At 72.8% G+C, this 17,972-nt stretch carries 14 protein-coding genes and 2 pseudogenes; 5 read left to right on the forward strand and 11 right to left on the reverse strand.

Annotated features, from left to right (window positions below; all coding sequences use genetic code 11):
- From BA175_RS32075 to BA175_RS28360, 4 genes and pseudogenes are all read right to left on the reverse strand, one after another.
- Positions 1-186, reverse strand: a pseudogene (locus BA175_RS32075) (hypothetical protein); the annotation flags it as partial.
- Between the two features lie 58 nt (positions 187-244).
- Entirely contained in the window at positions 245-2,107 is a 1,863-nt protein-coding gene (locus tag BA175_RS28350; RefSeq protein WP_069174549.1) for an outer membrane protein assembly factor BamB family protein, read from the reverse strand.
- 385 nt (positions 2,108-2,492) lie between these two features.
- Positions 2,493-4,136 (reverse strand): outer membrane protein assembly factor BamB family protein, encoded by a 1,644-nt coding sequence (locus tag BA175_RS28355; RefSeq protein WP_368073328.1) that lies wholly within the window; start codon positions 4,134-4,136, stop codon positions 2,493-2,495.
- Positions 4,137-4,335: 199 nt separating this feature from the next.
- Entirely contained in the window at positions 4,336-6,153 is a 1,818-nt protein-coding gene (locus BA175_RS28360) for an ABC-F family ATP-binding cassette domain-containing protein (RefSeq protein WP_069174428.1), read from the reverse strand.
- Positions 6,154-6,324: 171 nt separating this feature from the next.
- On the opposite strand from BA175_RS28360, the gene BA175_RS28365 reads away from it, so the two are divergent.
- From BA175_RS28365 to BA175_RS28370, 3 genes and pseudogenes are all read left to right on the forward strand, one after another.
- On the forward strand, positions 6,325-6,987 hold the full coding sequence (locus tag BA175_RS28365) for a lipoprotein (RefSeq protein WP_069174429.1): 663 nt from the start codon (positions 6,325-6,327) through the stop codon (positions 6,985-6,987).
- Positions 6,988-7,020: 33 nt separating this feature from the next.
- Positions 7,021-7,271 (forward strand): annotated as a pseudogene (locus BA175_RS30280) (type II toxin-antitoxin system Phd/YefM family antitoxin).
- Positions 7,268-7,528: a Txe/YoeB family addiction module toxin gene (locus BA175_RS28370; RefSeq protein ID WP_069174430.1), complete on the forward strand. Its 261-nt coding sequence runs from the start codon at positions 7,268-7,270 to the stop codon at positions 7,526-7,528. Before BA175_RS30280 ends, BA175_RS28370 begins: the two are co-directional and overlap by 4 nt.
- A gap of 184 nt (positions 7,529-7,712) precedes the next feature.
- On the opposite strand, the gene BA175_RS28375 is transcribed toward BA175_RS28370, so the two are convergent.
- The 5 genes from BA175_RS28375 to rsmI all read right to left on the reverse strand — a co-directional run bounded on the left by BA175_RS28375 (position 7,713) and on the right by rsmI (position 12,129).
- On the reverse strand, positions 7,713-8,612 hold the full coding sequence (locus BA175_RS28375; protein ID WP_069174431.1) for a 4-(cytidine 5'-diphospho)-2-C-methyl-D-erythritol kinase: 900 nt from the start codon (positions 8,610-8,612) through the stop codon (positions 7,713-7,715).
- Entirely contained in the window at positions 8,609-9,481 is an 873-nt protein-coding gene (gene rsmA / locus BA175_RS28380) for a 16S rRNA (adenine(1518)-N(6)/adenine(1519)-N(6))-dimethyltransferase RsmA (RefSeq protein ID WP_069174432.1), read from the reverse strand. Before rsmA ends, BA175_RS28375 begins: the two co-directional genes overlap by 4 nt.
- A 312-nt stretch (positions 9,482-9,793) precedes the next feature.
- Positions 9,794-10,660: a TatD family hydrolase gene (locus BA175_RS28385; protein WP_069174433.1), complete on the reverse strand. Its 867-nt coding sequence runs from the start codon at positions 10,658-10,660 to the stop codon at positions 9,794-9,796.
- Positions 10,661-10,693: 33 nt separating this feature from the next.
- Positions 10,694-11,062 (reverse strand): hypothetical protein, encoded by a 369-nt coding sequence (locus BA175_RS28390; RefSeq protein ID WP_069174434.1) that lies wholly within the window; start codon positions 11,060-11,062, stop codon positions 10,694-10,696.
- A 170-nt stretch (positions 11,063-11,232) separates the two neighbouring features.
- Positions 11,233-12,129, reverse strand: a complete 897-nt coding sequence (gene rsmI, locus BA175_RS28395) for a 16S rRNA (cytidine(1402)-2'-O)-methyltransferase (RefSeq protein WP_069174435.1) — start codon at positions 12,127-12,129, stop codon at positions 11,233-11,235.
- Between the two features lie 53 nt (positions 12,130-12,182).
- On the opposite strand from rsmI, the gene BA175_RS28400 reads away from it, so the two are divergent.
- Together BA175_RS28400 and BA175_RS28405 are read left to right on the forward strand one after the other, a co-directional pair.
- Positions 12,183-13,949: a dolichyl-phosphate-mannose--protein mannosyltransferase gene (locus tag BA175_RS28400; protein ID WP_069174436.1), complete on the forward strand. Its 1,767-nt coding sequence runs from the start codon at positions 12,183-12,185 to the stop codon at positions 13,947-13,949.
- Positions 13,950-14,097: 148 nt separating this feature from the next.
- Positions 14,098-15,741, forward strand: a complete 1,644-nt coding sequence (locus BA175_RS28405; protein ID WP_069174437.1) for a penicillin-binding transpeptidase domain-containing protein — start codon at positions 14,098-14,100, stop codon at positions 15,739-15,741.
- Between the two features lie 211 nt (positions 15,742-15,952).
- Here the strand turns inward: BA175_RS28405 and BA175_RS28410 are convergent, their stop codons facing one another.
- Together BA175_RS28410 and BA175_RS28415 are read right to left on the reverse strand one after the other, a co-directional pair.
- Entirely contained in the window at positions 15,953-16,759 is an 807-nt protein-coding gene (locus BA175_RS28410; protein WP_069174438.1) for an SDR family NAD(P)-dependent oxidoreductase, read from the reverse strand.
- Positions 16,756-17,916: a serine hydrolase domain-containing protein gene (locus BA175_RS28415; protein WP_069174439.1), complete on the reverse strand. Its 1,161-nt coding sequence runs from the start codon at positions 17,914-17,916 to the stop codon at positions 16,756-16,758. The genes BA175_RS28410 and BA175_RS28415 overlap by 4 nt, the downstream gene beginning before the upstream one ends.
- Between the last annotated feature and the right edge of the window lie 56 nt (positions 17,917-17,972).

The following is a 17,972-nucleotide window of genomic DNA, read 5'->3' on the forward strand; positions in this document are numbered from 1 at the left end:
GTATCCGCCGGGGGGCGGGGGCGGCGGGCTGCCGTATCCGCCGGCGGGCGGGGTGGGGGGCGCGGCCGGAGGCTGTTTCGCGAGCGGGTCGGAAGGCGGCGGGGTGGGTGCGCCGAAGCCGCCGGGGGGCGGGTCCTGCGGGGCGCCGAATCCGCCCTGGGGCGGCTCGTCGGTCGGCTGAGTCATGGCGTGCGAACCTCTGGGGTGCTCGGGGGGAAGGGGCTGCGGGTGCCGGCGTGGGCGGTCACTTGCCGAAGGCCATCATGGTGGCCTGTTCCTTCTCCTCCTCGTCGTTGCTCGCGCTGACGCGCGTGCTGATGATGAAGGAACGACCGCCCTCGTAGACGGTCTTGGCGCTGAAGAAGTTCTCGATCCGCGTCGTCGAGTCCGGGTGCTGCAGCAGGACCTCGGGGGCCCCGCCGGTGGGAGCGATCGTCGCGATCGCCCCGCCCTTGTCGTAGGAGGGCTCCAGGTAGACGAGGACGTTGCCGCCCTCCATGCGCAGCGGCTTCATGGTGCGCTCGGCGGGTGCGGCGGCCTTCCACTTGGGCTTGCCGGTGTTCAGGTCGAAGGCGATGACCTTGTTCGTGCGGCCGGTGCCGCTCGTGTCGTCCTCGGTCATCATGTAGAAGGTGTTGGCGTCGGCGGCGACGCCGGTGCAGCCCTCCAGCTGCTGGCCGAAGATCGCGAAGTCGTGACCGCAGTCGACGGAGAACTTGTCCTCCTTGTCACCGACCAGCTGGGAGCGGAGCGTGCCGTTCTCCCTGAGGGCGAGGATGGACCACTTCTTCTCCTCGGGCTGGGTCAGCGAGACGACCAGGGGGCTGACGGAGTAGACCTTGTCGACCTCCCATCCCCGCTTGGGCGTGTACGTCCACCTGGCCTTCCCGGTGGTGGGGTCGACCTCCTGGATCTGGTGCTGCGGGTTGTCCGCGCCGGCGGTACGGCAGTTGGACGCGGCGATGAGCTTGGTCCCGCCGGCGAAGGCGAAGGGCTGGCAGTTGCCCGACGGCTTGCCGAACAGTTCCGTGCCGTCGCTGACCCGGTAGGCGTTGGAGTTGCCGGTCCGGCCGACGGTCACGGTGTCGCCGCTGATCGCCAGGCCGATGTCGGACATCAGGTCCCAGGTGCCGGTCTTCTTGACCGCCTTCTTCCAGCCGGCCTTCCCCGTCCTGAGGTCGATCATCTGCAGTTCGGAGCAGTCGGCCTTGCTCGTCGTCCCGTTCTTCACACCGATGACGAGCTTGCCGTCGGGAGTGGCGGTGCCGGGAGCCGCGCACATGTCGGCGGGCAGCGGGAGGGACCACTTCTGCTTGCCGTCCGCCACGGAGTAGCCGACGACCGAGCGGTACATGCCCTTGACGAGCGTGTCGCCCACGATCCACGGACCGTAGACGTCCGCACCGTTGCGCGGCAGGTCGATGTCGTTCTTCGCGAGCCAGAGGACCTTGGCCTCGCCGGCCTTGCGCCCGGCGTTGAGGTCGTCGTTCGCCTCACGGCCACCGCCGGTGCCGTCCCCCTCGTCGACCGTGGGCGAGGCGCTGGGCTCCACCCCCCCGGTGCTGGACCCGGCGACCGGCTTCTTGTCGTCGCCGTCGTCCCCGCTCGTGGCGAAGAGGATGCCACCGCCGACCACGAGCAGCGCGGCGAGTGCCGCGCCGATGACGACCGCGGGCTTGCCCTTGAAGGGGCCGCCGCCGCCGGAGCCTGCCGGCACGGGTGCGCCGGGGTACTGCTGCTGCGGGTAGCCGTAACCGGCCGGCTGCGTGGGCTGGCCGTAGGGGCCGGGCTGCTGACCGTACGGACCGGGCTGGGTGCCGTAGGGGCCGGACTGGGCGCCGTAAGGGCCGGGCTGCGCGCCGTAGGGGCCGGGCTGCTGCGCGTACGGGCCGGAGGCCTGCGGGTAGCCGTACCCCGGCTGTCCGGCCGGTGCCTGCGGGTAGCCGTAGCCGGGCTGGGCGGGCGGCGGGGTCTGCGGGGGCGTGGGCGGCATCTGCGGCGGGGCCGCCGGGGGCGGCGTCTGCGGAGGCGGTCCCTGGGGGGGCTGCGGTTCCTGGGGAGCCCCGAAGCCCCCCTGCGGCGGTTGCTGGCTGGGCGGCTGGGTCATCAGCACGTCCCCCTTCGTGCGGTCCGGTGCCCGTTCCGGTCTCCCCCGCGATTCCGGGGGTCTCAGAGAGGAGCGGAAACGCGAACTCTCTGAAGTACCCCCCGGAAAGGAGCGAATCGGGCATGGCTTCCGCGGTGTCACGGCAGTCGAGCGGGGCTTCTTTGTACCACCCGCAACACATCGAACACCGGATCGGTCCACCCCCTGTTCCCAAGGGAGGACCGGCCCGTGATGCCCTCGTTACGCACGCGTGGGGGCGGTGGGCCCGCCACCTGGCCGACGGGACGTCAACTGCGCCTCAGGCAGGCGCCCTTACCCGGCCGGCACCGAAGCGCCGACTCCACGTGCACCTTACGTGCCGTTATCAACGGAGTTGCGGACCCACCTACGGGGTGAAGACCATCACGGCGGTCGCCGCCATCTCGTCCGCGTCGTCGTCCTCACTGATCCGCAGCGGCAGGACGAAGGAGCGGCCGTCCACGTAGGCGACCCTCGGTGACCAGAGCGACGCCTCGGTGCCGGCCGCCGCATCGGGGTGCCGCAGCAGTGTCGTGAGCGTCCCCCGGGACGGGTCGAGGGCGGCGATCGCGCCGCCCTTCCGGTACCCGGCCTCCACGTGGACCAGGACGCGCCCGCCGTCCATGCGCAGCGGCCACATGGTCCGGCCGGACGGTGCGGGGGCCTTCCACACCGGCTTGCCGGTGGCGAGGTCGAAGGCGATGACCTTGTTGGTCGAGGACTTCAGGTCGTCCTCGGACCGGGTGGAGAGGTAGAACCTGCTCGCGTCGGCCGCGGCACCGGCGCAGTCGTCGAGGTTGCCGCCGGCGTCCACCGAGTCCTCGGTGCAGCGCACGGCGTAGTTCTCGCCGTCGCCCGCCAGTTGGGACCGGTAGGTGCCGTTCTCGTTCAGGATCACGATGGCCCACTTGTCGTCCTGCTTCAGCGAGATGACGACCGGGCTCGTGGAGTAGATGTGCGCGACGTGCCAGCCGGGCTTCAGCGCGTACGTCCACTTCGCCGCACCGCTGACCGGGTCGACCTCCTGGACCTGCTGGCGCACCGGGTCCACGGGCTCCGCCTGGCAGCTGACGGCGGCGAGCATCCGGGGGCCGCTGGTGAAGGCGTACGGCTGGCAGACGCCCTCCCGCCTGCCGAAGAGCTCCTTGCCGTCGCTGATCCGGTAGGCGGTGGAGTTGCTGGTGCGGCCGAAGGTCACCGTGTCCCCGTTGACCGACATGGCGACGTGCGACAGCCCGTCCTGCATGCCGGACCGGTCGACCGTCTTCTTCCAGCCGGCCTTGCCGGTGCGCAGGTCGATCATCTGGAGGACCGAGCACTCCGCCTCGCTCTCCGAGACGTTGTCCTCGACGGCGACGACGATCCTGCCGTCCGCCGTGGGCCGGGACGGCGCGGCGCACAGGTCGGTGGGCAGCCGCAGGCTCCACCTCTCGGCCCCGTCGGCCACGGAATAGCCGGACACCTTGCGGTACATCCCCTTGGCGACGATGTCACCGGCGAACCACGGGCCGTAGGTCTCCTCCCCGTACTGCGGGAGGTCGACGCCGTTCTCCCGCAGCCAGGCGACTTGGGCCTCACCCGGCTTGCGCCCGGCGTTGAGTTCGGCGGCGGTCGGCCCCGGCTTCTTCGCCCCGTCCCGGTCACCGTCGTCACCGCCGGTCTTCCCCTCGCCCCGGCCGCCGCCGGACGGGTTCCCGGACGTCCCGGTGACGGGCCGCCCCGTGCCGGTGCCGTCACCGCTCGTCGCCCACCAGATGCCACCGCCGGTCAGCAGCACGGCGAGAACGACGCAGACGACGAAGCCGGTCCGGCGCCCGGAACGGCCGCCGCCGGACCCCACGGGGCCGCCCGCAGGCTGCTGCCACGCCGGTTGTTGCGCGTACGGGCCCGGCTGTTGCCCGTAGGGACCCGGCTGTTGGGCGTACGGGCCGGGCTGTTGCCCGTAGGGACCCGGCTGTTGGCCGTACGGGCCGGGTGCGGCAGGGTAGCCGTAACCGGGCTGTGCCGGCACCGGGCTCCCCGTGGACGGGTCGTACGGAGCCCCGAAGCTTCCCTGCGGCGGTTGCCCACCTGGCGGTCGGGTCATGCGGCACGTCCCCCTCGGTGCGTCCTGCCCGGTCCGGTCCTGGTCCGGGCAGGGTTTCTTTCTACCACCCGCCCCACAGGCACCGGCCCGCACACCGAGGGCCGCGCCACCGGCCCCCAGGGTGTCAGGCGTCCTCGGCCAGCTCCAGCCAGCGCATCTCCAACTCATCGCGCGCGGTGACCAGTTCGCGCAGCTCGGCGTCGAGCTCGGCCACCTTCTCGAAGTCCGTCGCGTGGGCGGCGATCTGCGCGTGCAGCTCCGTCTCCCTGGTCGAGACCTTGTCGAGCTGCCGCTCGACCTTCTTCAGCTCCTTCTTCGCGGCACGCGCCACCTGCGAGGAGACCCCGTCGGCCGGTGCGGCCTTCGGCGCCGCGGAGGCGTGGGCGGACGCGGGCGTGGCCGCCTCCTCCATCCGCTGCCTGCGCTCCAGGTACTCGTCGATGCCACGCGGCAGCATCCGCAGCGACCGGTCGCCCAGGAGCGCCATCACCCGGTCCGTGGTCCGCTCGATGAAGAACCGGTCGTGCGAGATCACGATCATCGACCCCGGCCAGCCGTCGAGGAGGTCCTCCAGCTGGGTGAGGGTCTCGATGTCCAGGTCGTTGGTCGGCTCGTCGAGGAAGAGGACGTTGGGCTCGTCCATCAGCAGCCGCAGGATCTGCAGCCGCCGGCGCTCGCCACCGGACAGGTCACCGACCGGGGTCCACTGCTTCTCCTTGGAGAAGCCGAACTGCTCGCAGAGCTGGCCTGCGGTCATCTCGCGGCCCTTGCCGAGGTCGACCCGGTCGCGTACCTGCTGGACGGCTTCGAGCACCCGCAGGGCGGGGCTGAGTTCGGCGACCTCCTGGGAGAGGTAGGCCAGCTTGACCGTCTTGCCGACGACGACCTTCCCCGCCGCGGGCTGTACGTCGCCCTGCGTGCGGGCCGCCTCCGCGAGCGCCCGCAGCAGCGAGGTCTTGCCCGCGCCGTTCACCCCGACCAGGCCGATGCGGTCGCCGGGGCCGAGCTGCCAGGTGAGGTGCGTGAGCAGCGTCTTGGGCCCGGCCTGGACGGTCACGTCCTCCAGGTCGAAGACGGTCTTGCCGAGCCGGGCGTTGGCGAACTTCATCAGCTCGCTCGTGTCGCGCGGCGGCGGCACGTCGGCGATGAGTTCGTTGGCGGCCTCGATGCGGTAGCGCGGCTTGGACGTACGGGCGGGGGCGCCGCGCCGCAGCCAGGCCAGCTCCTTGCGCATCAGGTTCTGGCGCTTGGACTCCTCGGTCGCGGCGATCCGCTCCCGCTCGGCCCGGGCGAAGACGTAGTCGCTGTAGCCGCCCTCGTACTCGTGGACGGTGCCCCGCTGGACGTCCCACATGCGGGTGCACACCTGGTCGAGGAACCACCGGTCATGCGTCACGCAGACGAGCGCGGAACGCCGGGTCCGCAGGTGCCCGGCGAGCCAGGAGATGCCTTCCACGTCGAGGTGGTTGGTGGGCTCGTCGAGGACGATCAGGTCCTGTTCGGCGATGAGCAGTTTGGCCAGCGCGATGCGGCGCCGCTCGCCGCCGGAGAGCGGGGCGATGACGGTGTCCAGGCCGTGTTCGAAGCCCGGCAGGGCGAGGCCGCCGAAGAGACCCGTCAGCACGTCGCGGATCTTGGCGCTGCCCGCCCACTCGTGGTCGGCGAGATCGCCGATGACCTCGTGGCGGATGGTGGCCTGCGGGTCGAGCGAGTCGTGCTGGGTGAGGACACCGAGGCGCAGCCCGCCGTTGTGGGTGACCCGGCCGGTGTCGGCCTCCTCCAGCTTCGCGAGCATCCGGATGAGCGTCGTCTTGCCGTCGCCGTTGCGGCCGACGACACCGATCCGGTCGCCCTCGGACACCCCGAGGGATACACCGTCGAGCAGGGCACGGGTGCCGTACACCTTGCTGACCTGCTCGACATTGACCAGATTGACGGCCATTTCACTCCTGCCTCGGGGGCCCCGGTTCCGGGGCCGCACGACGTGCGCTCTCGACGTACCAGCGTAGTCGCCGCGCGGGGTGCGATAGCGTGCGGCGATCGATCGCGGGGAGTACCCCCTGGTCACAGCGGTTTCACAGCGGTACGGGACTCTCCGGGGGAGTGGGATTTCATGGTGCGCTACGCGATACGGGCTCTGTTCCCGGCGGTTCTGGCGACGGCGGCGCTGGCCGGCTGCTCGCCGGCGTCCGGCGGCGGTGCGGAGGCGGGCGGGGACGCGTCCGGCGCTCCCGCGGCGTCCGGTACGGCGCCGTCCGCGGAGAGGGGCGGCACGCTCCCGGAGAAGGGCGGCACGCTCGGCGGTCCGGGTTCGGCGTGCGCACTGCCGGTGACCTTCGACCTGGCGGCGGACTGGAAGCCGCAGGCCGTGAAGGTGGAGCCCGGCTCCGAGCTCGCGGAGCTGGGGCAACAGGGCTCGGCCACGATGGTCTGCGAGATCGACGCCAAGCCGGCCGGGAACATCGGCTACCTCCGGGTCTGGCAGGGCAAGGGGGCGGGTACGACCCCGCGGGCGGCGCTGGAGGACTTCGTGGCCGGCGACCCGAACGCCGGGAAGGCCTCGTACAGCGACACCGCGGCGGGATCGGTGGCGGCCGCGGAGGTCACGTACACGGTGGACGTCGAGCTGCTGGACGAGCGGAAGACGGAGCGGGCCTTCGCCGTCGCCACTCCGGACGGCCCGGTCGTGGTGCACCTGGGCGGTCTGGACTCCGAGGAGCACACGGCGATGCTGCCGGCGTACGAGCTGGCGAAGAAGAGCCTGAAGGCGGGCTGACGAGCACCCACAACACGTACAGGGGAGGCACCCGTGCGGACCATGACCTATACCGAGTCGCGGGCCAGGTACGCCGAGACCCTCAACGCGGTCGTCGACGATCGCGAGGAAGTGATCGTCACGCGGGCGGGCCACGACCCCGTGGTGATAGTGGCACTCGACGAGTACGAGTCCCTCAAGGAGACGGCCTGTCTGCTGCGGAGCCCTGAGAACGCGCGCCGCCTGCTGGCTTCGACAGACCGTCTGGAGGCGGCGGAGGCACCGTTCGGGAGTTGGCGGAGTGAAGTTCGTCCGGGACGAGGCGGCTTGGGACGACTACGTCTGGTGGCAGGCACAGGACCGGAAGATCCTCAGGCGGATCAGCAGTCTGCTCCATGACGTCGCCCGCAACGGCAACGAGGGCATCGGCAAGCCCGAGCCCTTGAAGCACGGTTTCCAGGGGTTCTGGTACCGCCGGATCACCGAGGTACGCCGCCTGATCTACAAGGTCGCCGACGACGAGGTGCGTGTCGCGGCCTGCCGGTACCACTACGGCCCCTGACCGGACCCGCGGTCCAGCGCCCGGCGCGCTCCACCAGCAGCCGACCGGCGAAGTACCGGGTGACGGGTGTGACCTCGGGCCGTTCACGCACGTGCGCGTACGGTCGCACCGGGCCCCGGAGGGCGGTAGCGCTGCCGCATTCGGTTCCCGTCCGGACAACGGCTGTTGTCGGACGAGGGGGTCGTCAGACGACGGTGGCGCCCGGCGCCGGGGACACCGCCGTACGGGCGTTCCGGCACGTGCCGGACGTGAGCAGCGCGTCCGCGACCTTGTGCGCCGACTCCGCGTCGGCCACCAGGAACGCCGTGGTCGGCCCGGAACCCGAGACGAGTGCGGCCAGCGCCCCGGCCGTGGTGCCCGCCGCGAGGGTACCGGCCAGCGAGGGGCGCAGGGAGAGGGCGGCGGCCTGGAGGTCGTTGCTCAGGCTGTCCGCGAGCACGGCGGTGTTCCCGGCGCGCAGCGCGGCCAGGAGTACGGGGGACGCGGCCGGCTCGGGTACCCGCGTGCCGGCGGTGAGCCGGTCGAACTCGCCGTACACCGCGGGGGTGGAGAGCCCGCCGTCGGCGACGGCGAAGACCCAGTGGAAGGCGCCGCCGACCTCGACCGGAGTCAGCTGCTCGCCGCGGCCGGTACCGAGCGCGGCCCCGCCGATCAGGCTGAACGGCACGTCGCTGCCCAGCTCCGCGCAGATGGCGAGCAGTTCGTCCCGGCTCGACCCGGTGTTCCACAGGGCGTCGCAGGCCAGGAGGGCGGCGGCGCCGTCGGCGCTGCCGCCCGCCATGCCGCCCGCGACGGGGATGTCCTTGGCGATGTGGAGGTGCACGTCGGGTGCGATGCCGTGCCGTCCGGCCAGCGCGATCGCGGCGCGGGCCGCGAGGTTGGTGGCGTCCAGCGGGACCTGGGCGGCGTCGGGGCCCGAGCAGGTGACGCGCAGCTCGTCGGCGGGCGTGACGGTGACCTCGTCGTACAGTCCGACGGCGAGGAAGACGTTGGCCAGGTCGTGGAAGCCGTCCGGGCGCGGGGCTCCGACCGCGAGCTGCACGTTGACCTTGGCGGGGACGCGGACGGTGACGCTGTGGGTCATGCGGAGGGCTCCGGCTTGTTCTCGGCGATGGCGGCGAACTCCTCGACGGTCAGCGACTCGCCGCGGGCCTGCGGCGAGATCCCGGCCGCGACCAGCGCAGCCTCCGCGGCGGGAGCCGAGCCGGCCCAGCCTGCGAGGGCCGCGCGCAGCGTCTTGCGCCGCTGGGCGAAGGCGGCGTCGACGACGGCGAAGACCTGGGTCCGGTCGGCGGTGGTGCGGAGGGGTTCCGTACGCCGTACCAGGGACACCAGGCCCGAGTCGACGTTCGGGGCGGGCCAGAAGACCGTGCGGCCGATGGAGCCCGCGCGCTTCACGTCCGCGTACCAGTTGGCCTTGACCGACGGCACTCCGTAGACCTTGTTGCCCGGCTTGGCGGCCAGCCGGTCGGCGACCTCGGCCTGCACCATCACGAGCGTCCGCTCGATGGTGGGGAAGCGCTCCAGCATGGTCAGCAGGACCGGCACGGCGACGTTGTACGGAAGGTTGGCGACCAGCGCGGTCGGCGCCGGACCGGGCAGCTCGGTCACCAGCATCGCGTCCGAGTGGACCAGGGCGAAGCGGTCGGCGCGCTCCGGCAGGCGGGCGGCGACCGTGGCCGGCAGGGCGCCCGCGAGGACGTCGTCGATCTCCACGGCGACGACCCGGTCGGCCGCCTCCAGCAGCGCCAGGGTCAGCGAGCCGAGTCCGGGCCCGACCTCGACCACCACGTCGTCGGGCCGCACCTCGGCGGTCCGTACGATCCTGCGGACCGTGTTGGCGTCGATGACGAAGTTCTGGCCGCGCTGCTTCGTGGGGCGTACGCCCAGCGCTGCGGCCAGCTCGCGGATGTCTGCGGGGCCCAGGAGGGCGTCGGGCTCTGTGGTGCTCACCCGTTAAGCCTACGGCCGCCGCGGGACCCGGGGACCACGGCCCGCTGCGGGCCCGGGGACCGGTCCTCGGGTGCGAGGACCGGCGGGCTCCGCGGGTCGCGGGTCGCGGGTCGCGGGTCGCGGGTCGCGCACACTGTCACGCGCCGCGTGCCCAAGCCGCACGGCACCGCTCGACGGCCTGCCTGCCTGACGCTCCCCAAGGTCCGGGCCGCCGCACCCCTTCGCGCCGCCACGCACGTGGACCGCCCGTACCGTACGGAACGGCGCGGTCCCGGCCCGTCACGGGCGCGGAACGCGGGCACGGGCGCGGGCTCAGAAGTCGAACGCCCGCGCGGTGTTGTCGTAGATCGCGCCGGCCAGCGCGTCCTCGTCGGTGCCCCGCACCTCGGCCATGGCGCGGAGCGTCACCGGGATGAGGTAGGGGGCGTTGGGCCGTCCGCGGAACGGCGCGGGGGTGAGGAAGGGGGCGTCCGTCTCGACGAGGAGCAGCTCGGTGGGCACGACGGCCAGCGCGTCGCGCAGCGGCTGGGCGTTCTTGAACGTCACGTTGCCCGCGAACGACATGAAGTACCCGGCCGCCGCGCAGACCCGGGCCATCTCGGCGTCCCCGGAGTAGCAGTGGAAGACGGTCCGCTCCGGGGCGCCCGCGTCGGCGAGGACGCGCAGGACGTCGGCGTGGGCATCGCGGTCGTGGATGACGAGGGCCTTGCCGTGCCGTTTGGCGATCTCGATGTGGGCCCGGAAGGACTCCTCCTGGGCGGCCATCCCCCCGGCCCCCGTGCGGAAGTGGTCCAGGCCGGTCTCGCCGACCCCCCGTACGTGGCCGAGGGCGGCCAGGGCGTCGATCTCGGCGAGCGCCTCGTACAGCGCCGCCTTCCCACCCGGTTCCCTCGCCTCGTGGCCCGGCCTGCCCTCCGGGTCCCCGTGCACGATGCGGGGCGCTTCGTTGGGGTGGAGGGCGACGGAGGCGTGCACGGCCGGGTGCGCGGCCGCCGTCTCCGCGGCCCAGCGGGAACCCTCCACGTCGCAGCCCACCTGGACGACGGCGGTCACGTTGACCGCCGCGGCCCGGGCGAGCCCCTCCTCGACGGTCGACTCCTGCATGTCCAGGTGGGTGTGCGAATCGGCGACCGGGACCCGGAGGGGTTCGGGCAGCGGCGGGGCGTCGGTACGGCTCATGCCCCCGACTCTACGAGGGCACGGCCACCGGCATCACCGCCGGTGGAAGGGATGCAGCAGATCGGACAGCTGCCAGTGGTGCGACGCCTCCGCGGCGGCGGGCACGGCGGCTTCCTCCGCGTTGCCCCGCTCCCGGGCGGCCTGCTGCTGCCGGAGCAGCTGCTGGACGGTGGAGACCCGTCCGGACCGCATGATCCGCACGACGTGCGCGCCACAGTTCGCGCAGGTCGGGGTGGACAGCGGCGAGGGCACGCGCTCGCCGTCCGCCTTGTACACCACGAACGCCTGGCCGGAGCCGTCGACGTGGTGTTCTATCTCGTAGGCCTGTTCCCAGCCGTGCCCGCATCTCATGCAGGCGAACGCGTAGGCCTCGTGGACGGTGGTCGCTGCGGTGTCACTCATGCCTGCTCCTCTTGTCCGCGGACAAGCACTCCGGACAAGCACTCCGGGAATGCCTTCCATCGTCAAGTGGACGCTCTTCCCGGCGGCAACGCACCAGGTCTGCCGAGTGTTGGAACGCTCTTAACCGATCCATGGCCCAAGGGCCCGGTACGCGGCTCGCGCTTTACGTTTCAGGTTAGTCCTTTGCCCTGCGAGGGGCCGGTCCGAGCCGCGTTCTTTGCCGCGACCACCGCATCGAAGACCTCGCGCTTGGGAAGTCCGGCCTCGGCGGCGACGGCCGCGATGGCCTCCTTGCGCCGCTCCCCCGCCTCCTCGCGCACCTGCACCCTGCGTACCAGCTCGGCGGCGTCCAGGTCCTCGTTCCCGGAGGCGGTGGCGCCCTCGACCACGACGGTGATCTCCCCGCGCACGCCCTCGGCCGCCCAGGTGGCGAGCTCGGCCAGCGGGCCGCGCTTGACCTCCTCGTAGGTCTTGGTCAGCTCCCGGCACACGGCGGCCCGGCGGTCCGCGCCGAACACCTCGGCCATCGCGGCCAGGGTGTGGTCCAGCCGGTGCGGCGCCTCGAAGAAGACCATCGTGCGCCGTTCGTCCGCGACCTCCCGCAGCTTCCCGAGCCGCTCGCCCGCCTTGCGCGGCAGGAAACCCTCGAAGCAGAAGCGGTCCACGGGCAGGGCGGACAGGGCGAGCGCGGTCAGGACGGCGGACGGGCCGGGCACGGCGGTGACCTTGATGTCCATCTCCACCGCGGCGGCGACCAGCCGGTAGCCGGGGTCGGAGACGGACGGCATCCCCGCGTCGGTGACGAGCAGGACACGCGCCCCGCCCGTCAGCGCCTCCACGAGTTCCGGGGTGCGCGCCGACTCGTTCCCCTCGAAGTAGGAGACGACACGCCCCGTCGTGTGGATGCCCAGCGCCTGGGTGAGCCGGCGCAGCCGCCGGGTGTCCTCGGCCGCCACGACGTCGGCCGTCTCCAACTCGGCGGCGAGGCGCGGCGGGGCGTCCGCCACGTCGCCGATGGGGGTCCCTGCGAGTACGAGCGTTCCAGTCGTTCCAGTCACATCGGCCATCCTCCCAGCCCGGGCGGCGCCCTTCGCACAGACGCGTTCCCTACGATGGCGCGGTGACGAGTACTGCGCCCGATGCCCGGCAGGGCAACGACGCCGGGGATCACACCGGCGACCAGCCGCCTTCCTGGCAGCAGCGGCTGCGCCGCTTCGGCCATTCCCCCCGGCCGGAGACGGGGCTGCGCGAGCGCCTGGATCCGCCGTACACCAGCCCGGGACGCCAGTTCTGGGACGTGCTCGCCGTACCGCCGGCCCTCGCGCACCACCTGGTGCGCTGGGCCGCCTGGGGCGGGCCGCTCGTGGTGGCCCTGGTCGCCGGCGTGCTGCGGTTCTGGAACCTGGGCAGCCCGAAGGCGGTGATATTCGACGAGACGTACTACGCCAAGGACGCCTGGGCGCTGATCAACCAGGGGTACGAGGGTTCCTGGCCCAAGGACGTCGACAAGCTGATCCTCAAGGACCCGTCCTCGGTGGACGTACCGGTGGACCCGGGTTACGTCGTCCATCCGCCGGTCGGCAAGTGGGTCATCGGGCTCGGCGAGCAGCTCTTCGGATTCACACCGTTCGGCTGGCGCTTCATGGTGGCGCTGCTGGGCACGGTCTCCGTGCTGATGCTGTGCCGGATCGGCCGGCGGCTCTTCCGCTCGACGTTCCTCGGCTGTCTGGCGGGCACGCTGCTGGCCGTGGACGGGCTGCACTTCGTGATGAGCCGCACCGCCCTGCTCGACCTGGTGCTCATGTTCTTCGTGCTGGCCGCCTTCGGCTGCCTGCTCGTCGACCGGGACCGTGCCCGCCGCAGGCTGGCCGCCGCGCTGCCGGTCGACGAGGAGGGGGTGCTGCGCCCGGACCGGCACGTCGCCGAGGGGCTGCGGCTGGGGCCGCGCCCGTGGCGGATCGCTGCGGGCCTGATGCTCGGCCTGGCCTTCGCGACGAAGTGGAACGGGCTGTACATCCTGGCGGCCTTCGGCGTGATGTCGGTGCTCTGGGACGTGGGCGCGCGGCGTACGGCGGGAGCGCTGCGGCCCTACCGGGCCGTGATCCTGCGGGACCTGCTGCCCGCTTTCGTCTCGACGGTGCCGGTGGCGATCGGTACGTACCTCGTCTCGTGGACCGGCTGGATCTTCACGGGCAAGGGCTACTACCGCAACTGGGCGGCCACCGAGGGCAAGGGGGGCAGCTGGACCTGGCTGCCCGACTGGCTGCGCAGCCTGTGGCACTACGAGAACCAGGTGTACGAGTTCCACGTCGGCCTGACCTCCGGCCACACCTACCAGTCCAATCCGTGGAGCTGGATCGTGATGGGCCGCCCCGTCTCCTACTTCTACGAGGAGAAGGCGGGCTGCACCACCTCGGCGACCGGCACGTGCGCGCGTGAGGTCCTGGCCATCGGTACCCCGCTGCTGTGGTGGGCGGGGTGCGTGGCGCTGCTGTACGTGCTGTGGCGCTGGTTCTTCCGCCGCGACTGGCGGGCGGGCGCGATCGCCTGCGGTGTCGCGGCGGGCTGGGTGCCCTGGTTCTTCTACCAGGAGCGCACGATCTTCCTCTTCTACGCGGTCGTGTTCGTGCCGTTCCTGTGCCTGGCGGTGACGATGATGATCGGCGCCCTGCTGGGCCCCGCGGCCGGTGCGGGTGCCCGGCTCCCGGCGGGCCGGGGCTCCGCCGACCCCACGGGCGAGCGCAGACGCACTCTGGGGGCGATCGCGGCGGGCGTGCTGGTGCTGCTGATCGTCTGGAACTTCGTGTACTTCTGGCCGCTCTACACGGGGACGTCCCTCCCGGAGAACTCCTGGCGCGACCGGATGTGGCTGGACAGTTGGGTATGACCCGGGGCCGGTGAGCGCTCCCACGGACGGAGTGCGTTCCGGTCCGGTAACGAACGTCTCACCGGCCGCCGCCGTCCCGTACAGTCCCCCGGAAATCCCCTGGTCCTGCACACACGTTCGAGGGGTTCCGGGGGAGGAGAGCGTCGGAATGCGCAGCGGAGCGAAGATCGCCCTGGTCGGCGGGGTGTTCGTGCTGGCGGCCGGGGGGATCGGTTACGGCGCGTACAGCGTGGTCGGGGGCGGTGGGAGCGGCGGTGACGGGACGGGCACCCGGGCGGCCTCCACCGAGGTGCGGACCGGGCCGCCCACCGGCGAGGAGATCGAGGAGACCGCGAAGAGCTTCCTCTCGGCCTGGGCGGCCGGCGACGCGGCCGCCGCCGCCCTGCTCACGAACGACGAGACCGGCGCCGAGCCGCTGCTGACCGGCTACGCCGAGGAGGCCCACGTCACCGAGGCGGTGATCACCCCGGGCCCGGCGGTCGGTGCGAAGGTGCCGTTCACGGTGAAGGCGACCGTGTCGTACGAGGGAACGACGAAACCCTGGTCGTACGCCTCCGAACTGACCGTGGTGCGCGGCCTGACCACCGGCAGGGCGCTCGTCGACTGGCAGCCCGCAGTGGTCCACCCGCGGCTGACCGAGGGCGCGACGCTGAGGACCGGCGCGTCGTCGGGGGCGGCGATCGAGGCCGTCGACCGCCACGGCACGGTGCTCGACAAGGAGACGTACCCGTCGCTGGGCCCGGTCCTGGACACCCTGCGCAAGAAGTACGGGGACGGCGCGGGCGGCTCGCCCGGCATCGAGACCCGGATCGAGCCCGCCGACGAGCAGCTGCCCGGCACCACCCTGCTGACGCTCGCCGAGGGGAAGCCCGGCAAACTGCGGACCACCCTCGACGCCACCGTGCAGGCTGCCGCGGAGAAGGCGGTCGAGCGGTTCGGGGAATCCTCCGTCGTGGCGATCCAGCCCTCGACGGGGGCGATACAGGCGATCGCCAACAACCGGAGGGACGCCTTCGACGCGGCCATGCTGGGCCGGCTGGCCCCCGGCTCCACGATGAAGATCGTGACGGCCGCGATGATCATCCAGAACGGTCTCGGATCCATGGACGGGACGGTGGAGTGCCCGTCCACCGTGTCCTGGGAAGGCGTGACCTTCCACAACCTCGAGGACTTCTCCCTCGCCGACGGCCCGCTCAGGGAAGCGTTCGCCCGGTCCTGCAACACCGCCTTCATCAAGCCGGTCAAGCCTCTCGGTGACCGGGCCGGCACGGCGCTCGGCCAGGAGGCCCGCGACTACTTCGGCCTCGGGCAGACCTGGCAGACCGGCATACCCTCCTTCGACGGCAGCGTCCCCGAGTCGTCGGGGGCCGAGACCGCCGCCTCGTACATCGGCCAGGGCAAGATCCTCATGAGCCCGCTGAACATGGCGTCGGTCACCGCGACCGTGAAGAACGGCGCCTTCGAGCAGCCCCACATCGTCGCCCGCGACGTGGACGACCGGCCGTTCGCCACCGCCCGGGCCCTTCCCGCCGGCACGGCGCAGCAACTGCGCGAAATGATGCGCTACACCGCCACGAGCGCGAGCGGCACCGGTGCCCCCGCCATGGCCACGGTCGGCGGTGACAAGGGCGCCAAGACAGGCTCCGCCGAGGTCGACGGCCAGCCCACCTCCAACAGCTGGTTCACCGGCTTCAGCAACGACCTCGCGGCGGCGGCCGTCGTCCAGTCCGGCGGCCACGGCGGTGACGCGGCCGGCCCGGTGGTCGCCCAGGTCCTGCGCGCCGGTCCCTGACCGGGCCTCCCGCCGCCGACGGCGGGCAGCCCCGGCATCCCCCGGGGTGCGCCCGGCCGTACGGCACCGGGGCGCGCGCCCGTGCAGCCGCGACGGCGGCCCCCCGCCGGTGCCGGACGGGGGCACCGGGCACGCCCGGCAGTGCCCCGCCCGCCCGACTCGGCGGCCTTCCGCCCTGCGTGTCGCCCGGCGGACGGGTGGCCGCGGACCGCTACCGGGTCCCGTCCTCGCCGTCGCCCCGCATCGCGTTCCGGAACCCCGCGTTGACGCCGAGCAGCCCGCCGTCCACCCGCAGGGTCGTGCCGGTGATCCAGGCGGCGTCCCGTGACGCCAGGAAGGCGACGGCCGCCGCGATGTCGTCCGGTTCGCCGATCCGCCCCAGCGGGTAGAGGGCGCTGGCGCGCTCCAGGTCGGCGTCGCGGCCCGTCCAGGCGTCCGTGCGGATGGTGCCGGGGGCGATCAGGTTGACGCGGACGCCGCGCGGGCCGGCGTGGCCCGCGAGCGTACGGGTCAGGCTGGCGAGACCCGCCTTGGCGGCGCTGTAGGCGTGACCGCCGAAGTCCTGCTCGCCGTTGACCGAGCCGATGTTGACGATCGCGCCCCGGCCGGAGGCGACGAGGTGCGGCAGCGCGGCGCGGGAGCAGCGGTAGGGGCCGCTCAGGGTGATGTCGAGGGTGTGGGCCCAGGGCTCGTCCGCCTCGTCCTCGAAGAGGGCGGCGTCCTCGTGGTTGGCGTAGGCGTTGTTGACGAGGACGTCGAGCCGCCCGAAGGCGGTGACGGCGTGCGCCACCGCCGCCTCGACCGAAGCCCGGTCGCCGACGTCGCAGCCCAGGGACGCGGCCGTCCCGCCCTGGCCCCGTATCTCCTCCGCGGTGCGGTCGGCGCGGGCCGCGTCCAGGTCCGTGACGAGGACGGCCGCGCCCTCGGCGGCCAGTCTGCGGGCGGTGGCGGCGCCGATGCCCCGGCCCGCGCCGGTGAGGAGTGCGACGTGCCCGTGGAAGCGTGCAGGAGGTGTCATAGCGCCGACCGTACTGCCCTGACCAGGGCCTGGGCACGGGGGTCGGCGGTGACTCCCTTCTGCAGACCGTTCGTCACATAACCCAGGGCGACGCCCGATTCGGGGTCGGCGAAGCCCAGCGAGCCGCCGCGGCCGGGATGGCCGAAGGACCCGGTGGCCAGGAGCGGGGCGGCCGGCCCGTGCAGCATGTACCCGAGGCCGAAGCGGGTGGAGACGACCAGGACCCGGTCCGGCCCCGCGGACTCCTCGGTGCGGGCCAGGGTGAGGGTGGCGGGGGCGAACAGCCGGTGGCCGTCCACCTCGCCGATCATGGCGGCGTAGCAGCGGGCGAGGCCCCGGGCCGTGGCGACCCCGTTGGAGGCGGGCAGTTCGGCCGCGCGGTAGGCGGGGTCGTTCTCGTCGGGGAAGGGGTCGATCGCCCCGAAGGCGCGGCGGGTGAGCGAGGCGGGGTCGCGGTAGGCCTCGACGACGGACCGCTTGGGGCGCATGCGCAGGGCACCGCCGGTCTCGGCCGGCGGGGGTTCGACGGGGCCGATCCGCCCGATCCGGTGCGCCTCGTCCGCCGGGAGGCCGAACCAGAAGTCCAGGCCGAGCGGGCGGGCGATCTCCTCGGCGACCCAGCGGCCGATGGTGCGCCCGGTGACCCTGCGCACCAGCTCGCCGATGAGCCAGCTGAAGGTCTGGGCGTGGTAGCCGTGGTCGGTGCCGGGCTCCCACCCGGGCCGCTGGGCGGCGACCGCCTGCGGCCCGGTGACCCCGTCCACCGCCTCACCGGGCGTCAGGGTCCGGTCCAGTGCGGCCAGTCCGGCACGGTGGGCGAGCAGGTGGCGTACGAGGACACGCTCCTTGCCGTTGGCCTTGAACTCCGGCCAGTACGTGCCGACCGGCGCGTCCAGGTCCACCTGCCCGCGCTGGTACAGCAGCAGGAGCACGGCGGCGGCGACGCCCTTGCCGGCCGAGCGGACGACTTGGACGGTGTCGACGGCCCACGGTTCGCTGCCGTCGACGTCCCTCGTACCGGCCCACAGGTCCACGACCTTGCGGCCGTGACGGTAGACGGCCACGGCCGCGCCCCGTTCCCCGCGTTGTTCGAAGTTACGGACGAAGGCGTCCCGTACCGCCTCGAACCCCGGTGTCACCGTGCCCCGTACATCCACGCCTGCTCCCGCGCTCCCGCTCATCCCCCCATGGTGCATCGCGCCGCAGGCCGGTC

Source organism: Streptomyces griseus (genome assembly GCF_001715295.1).
GTDB classification, from domain to species: Bacteria; Actinomycetota; Actinomycetes; order Streptomycetales; family Streptomycetaceae; genus Streptomyces; species Streptomyces griseus_G.

Bases quoted from the DNA above. Each gene is read 5' to 3' on its own strand.
- BA175_RS28350 (WP_069174549.1), bottom strand. From the start codon at position 2,107: ATGACCCAGCCGCCCAGCCAGCAACCGCCGCAGGGGGGCTTCGGGGCT.
- BA175_RS28360 (WP_069174428.1), bottom strand. From the start codon at position 6,153: ATGGCCGTCAATCTGGTCAATGTCGAGCAGGTCAGCAAGGTGTACGGC.
- BA175_RS28365 (WP_069174429.1), top strand. From the start codon at position 6,325: ATGGTGCGCTACGCGATACGGGCTCTGTTCCCGGCGGTTCTGGCGACG.
- BA175_RS28375 (WP_069174431.1), bottom strand. From the start codon at position 8,612: ATGACCCACAGCGTCACCGTCCGCGTCCCCGCCAAGGTCAACGTGCAG.
- BA175_RS28385 (WP_069174433.1), bottom strand. From the start codon at position 10,660: ATGAGCCGTACCGACGCCCCGCCGCTGCCCGAACCCCTCCGGGTCCCG.
- BA175_RS28390 (WP_069174434.1), bottom strand. From the start codon at position 11,062: ATGAGTGACACCGCAGCGACCACCGTCCACGAGGCCTACGCGTTCGCC.
- rsmI (WP_069174435.1), bottom strand. From the start codon at position 12,129: ATGGCCGATGTGACTGGAACGACTGGAACGCTCGTACTCGCAGGGACC.
- BA175_RS28405 (WP_069174437.1), top strand. From the start codon at position 14,098: ATGCGCAGCGGAGCGAAGATCGCCCTGGTCGGCGGGGTGTTCGTGCTG.
- BA175_RS28410 (WP_069174438.1), bottom strand. From the start codon at position 16,759: ATGACACCTCCTGCACGCTTCCACGGGCACGTCGCACTCCTCACCGGC.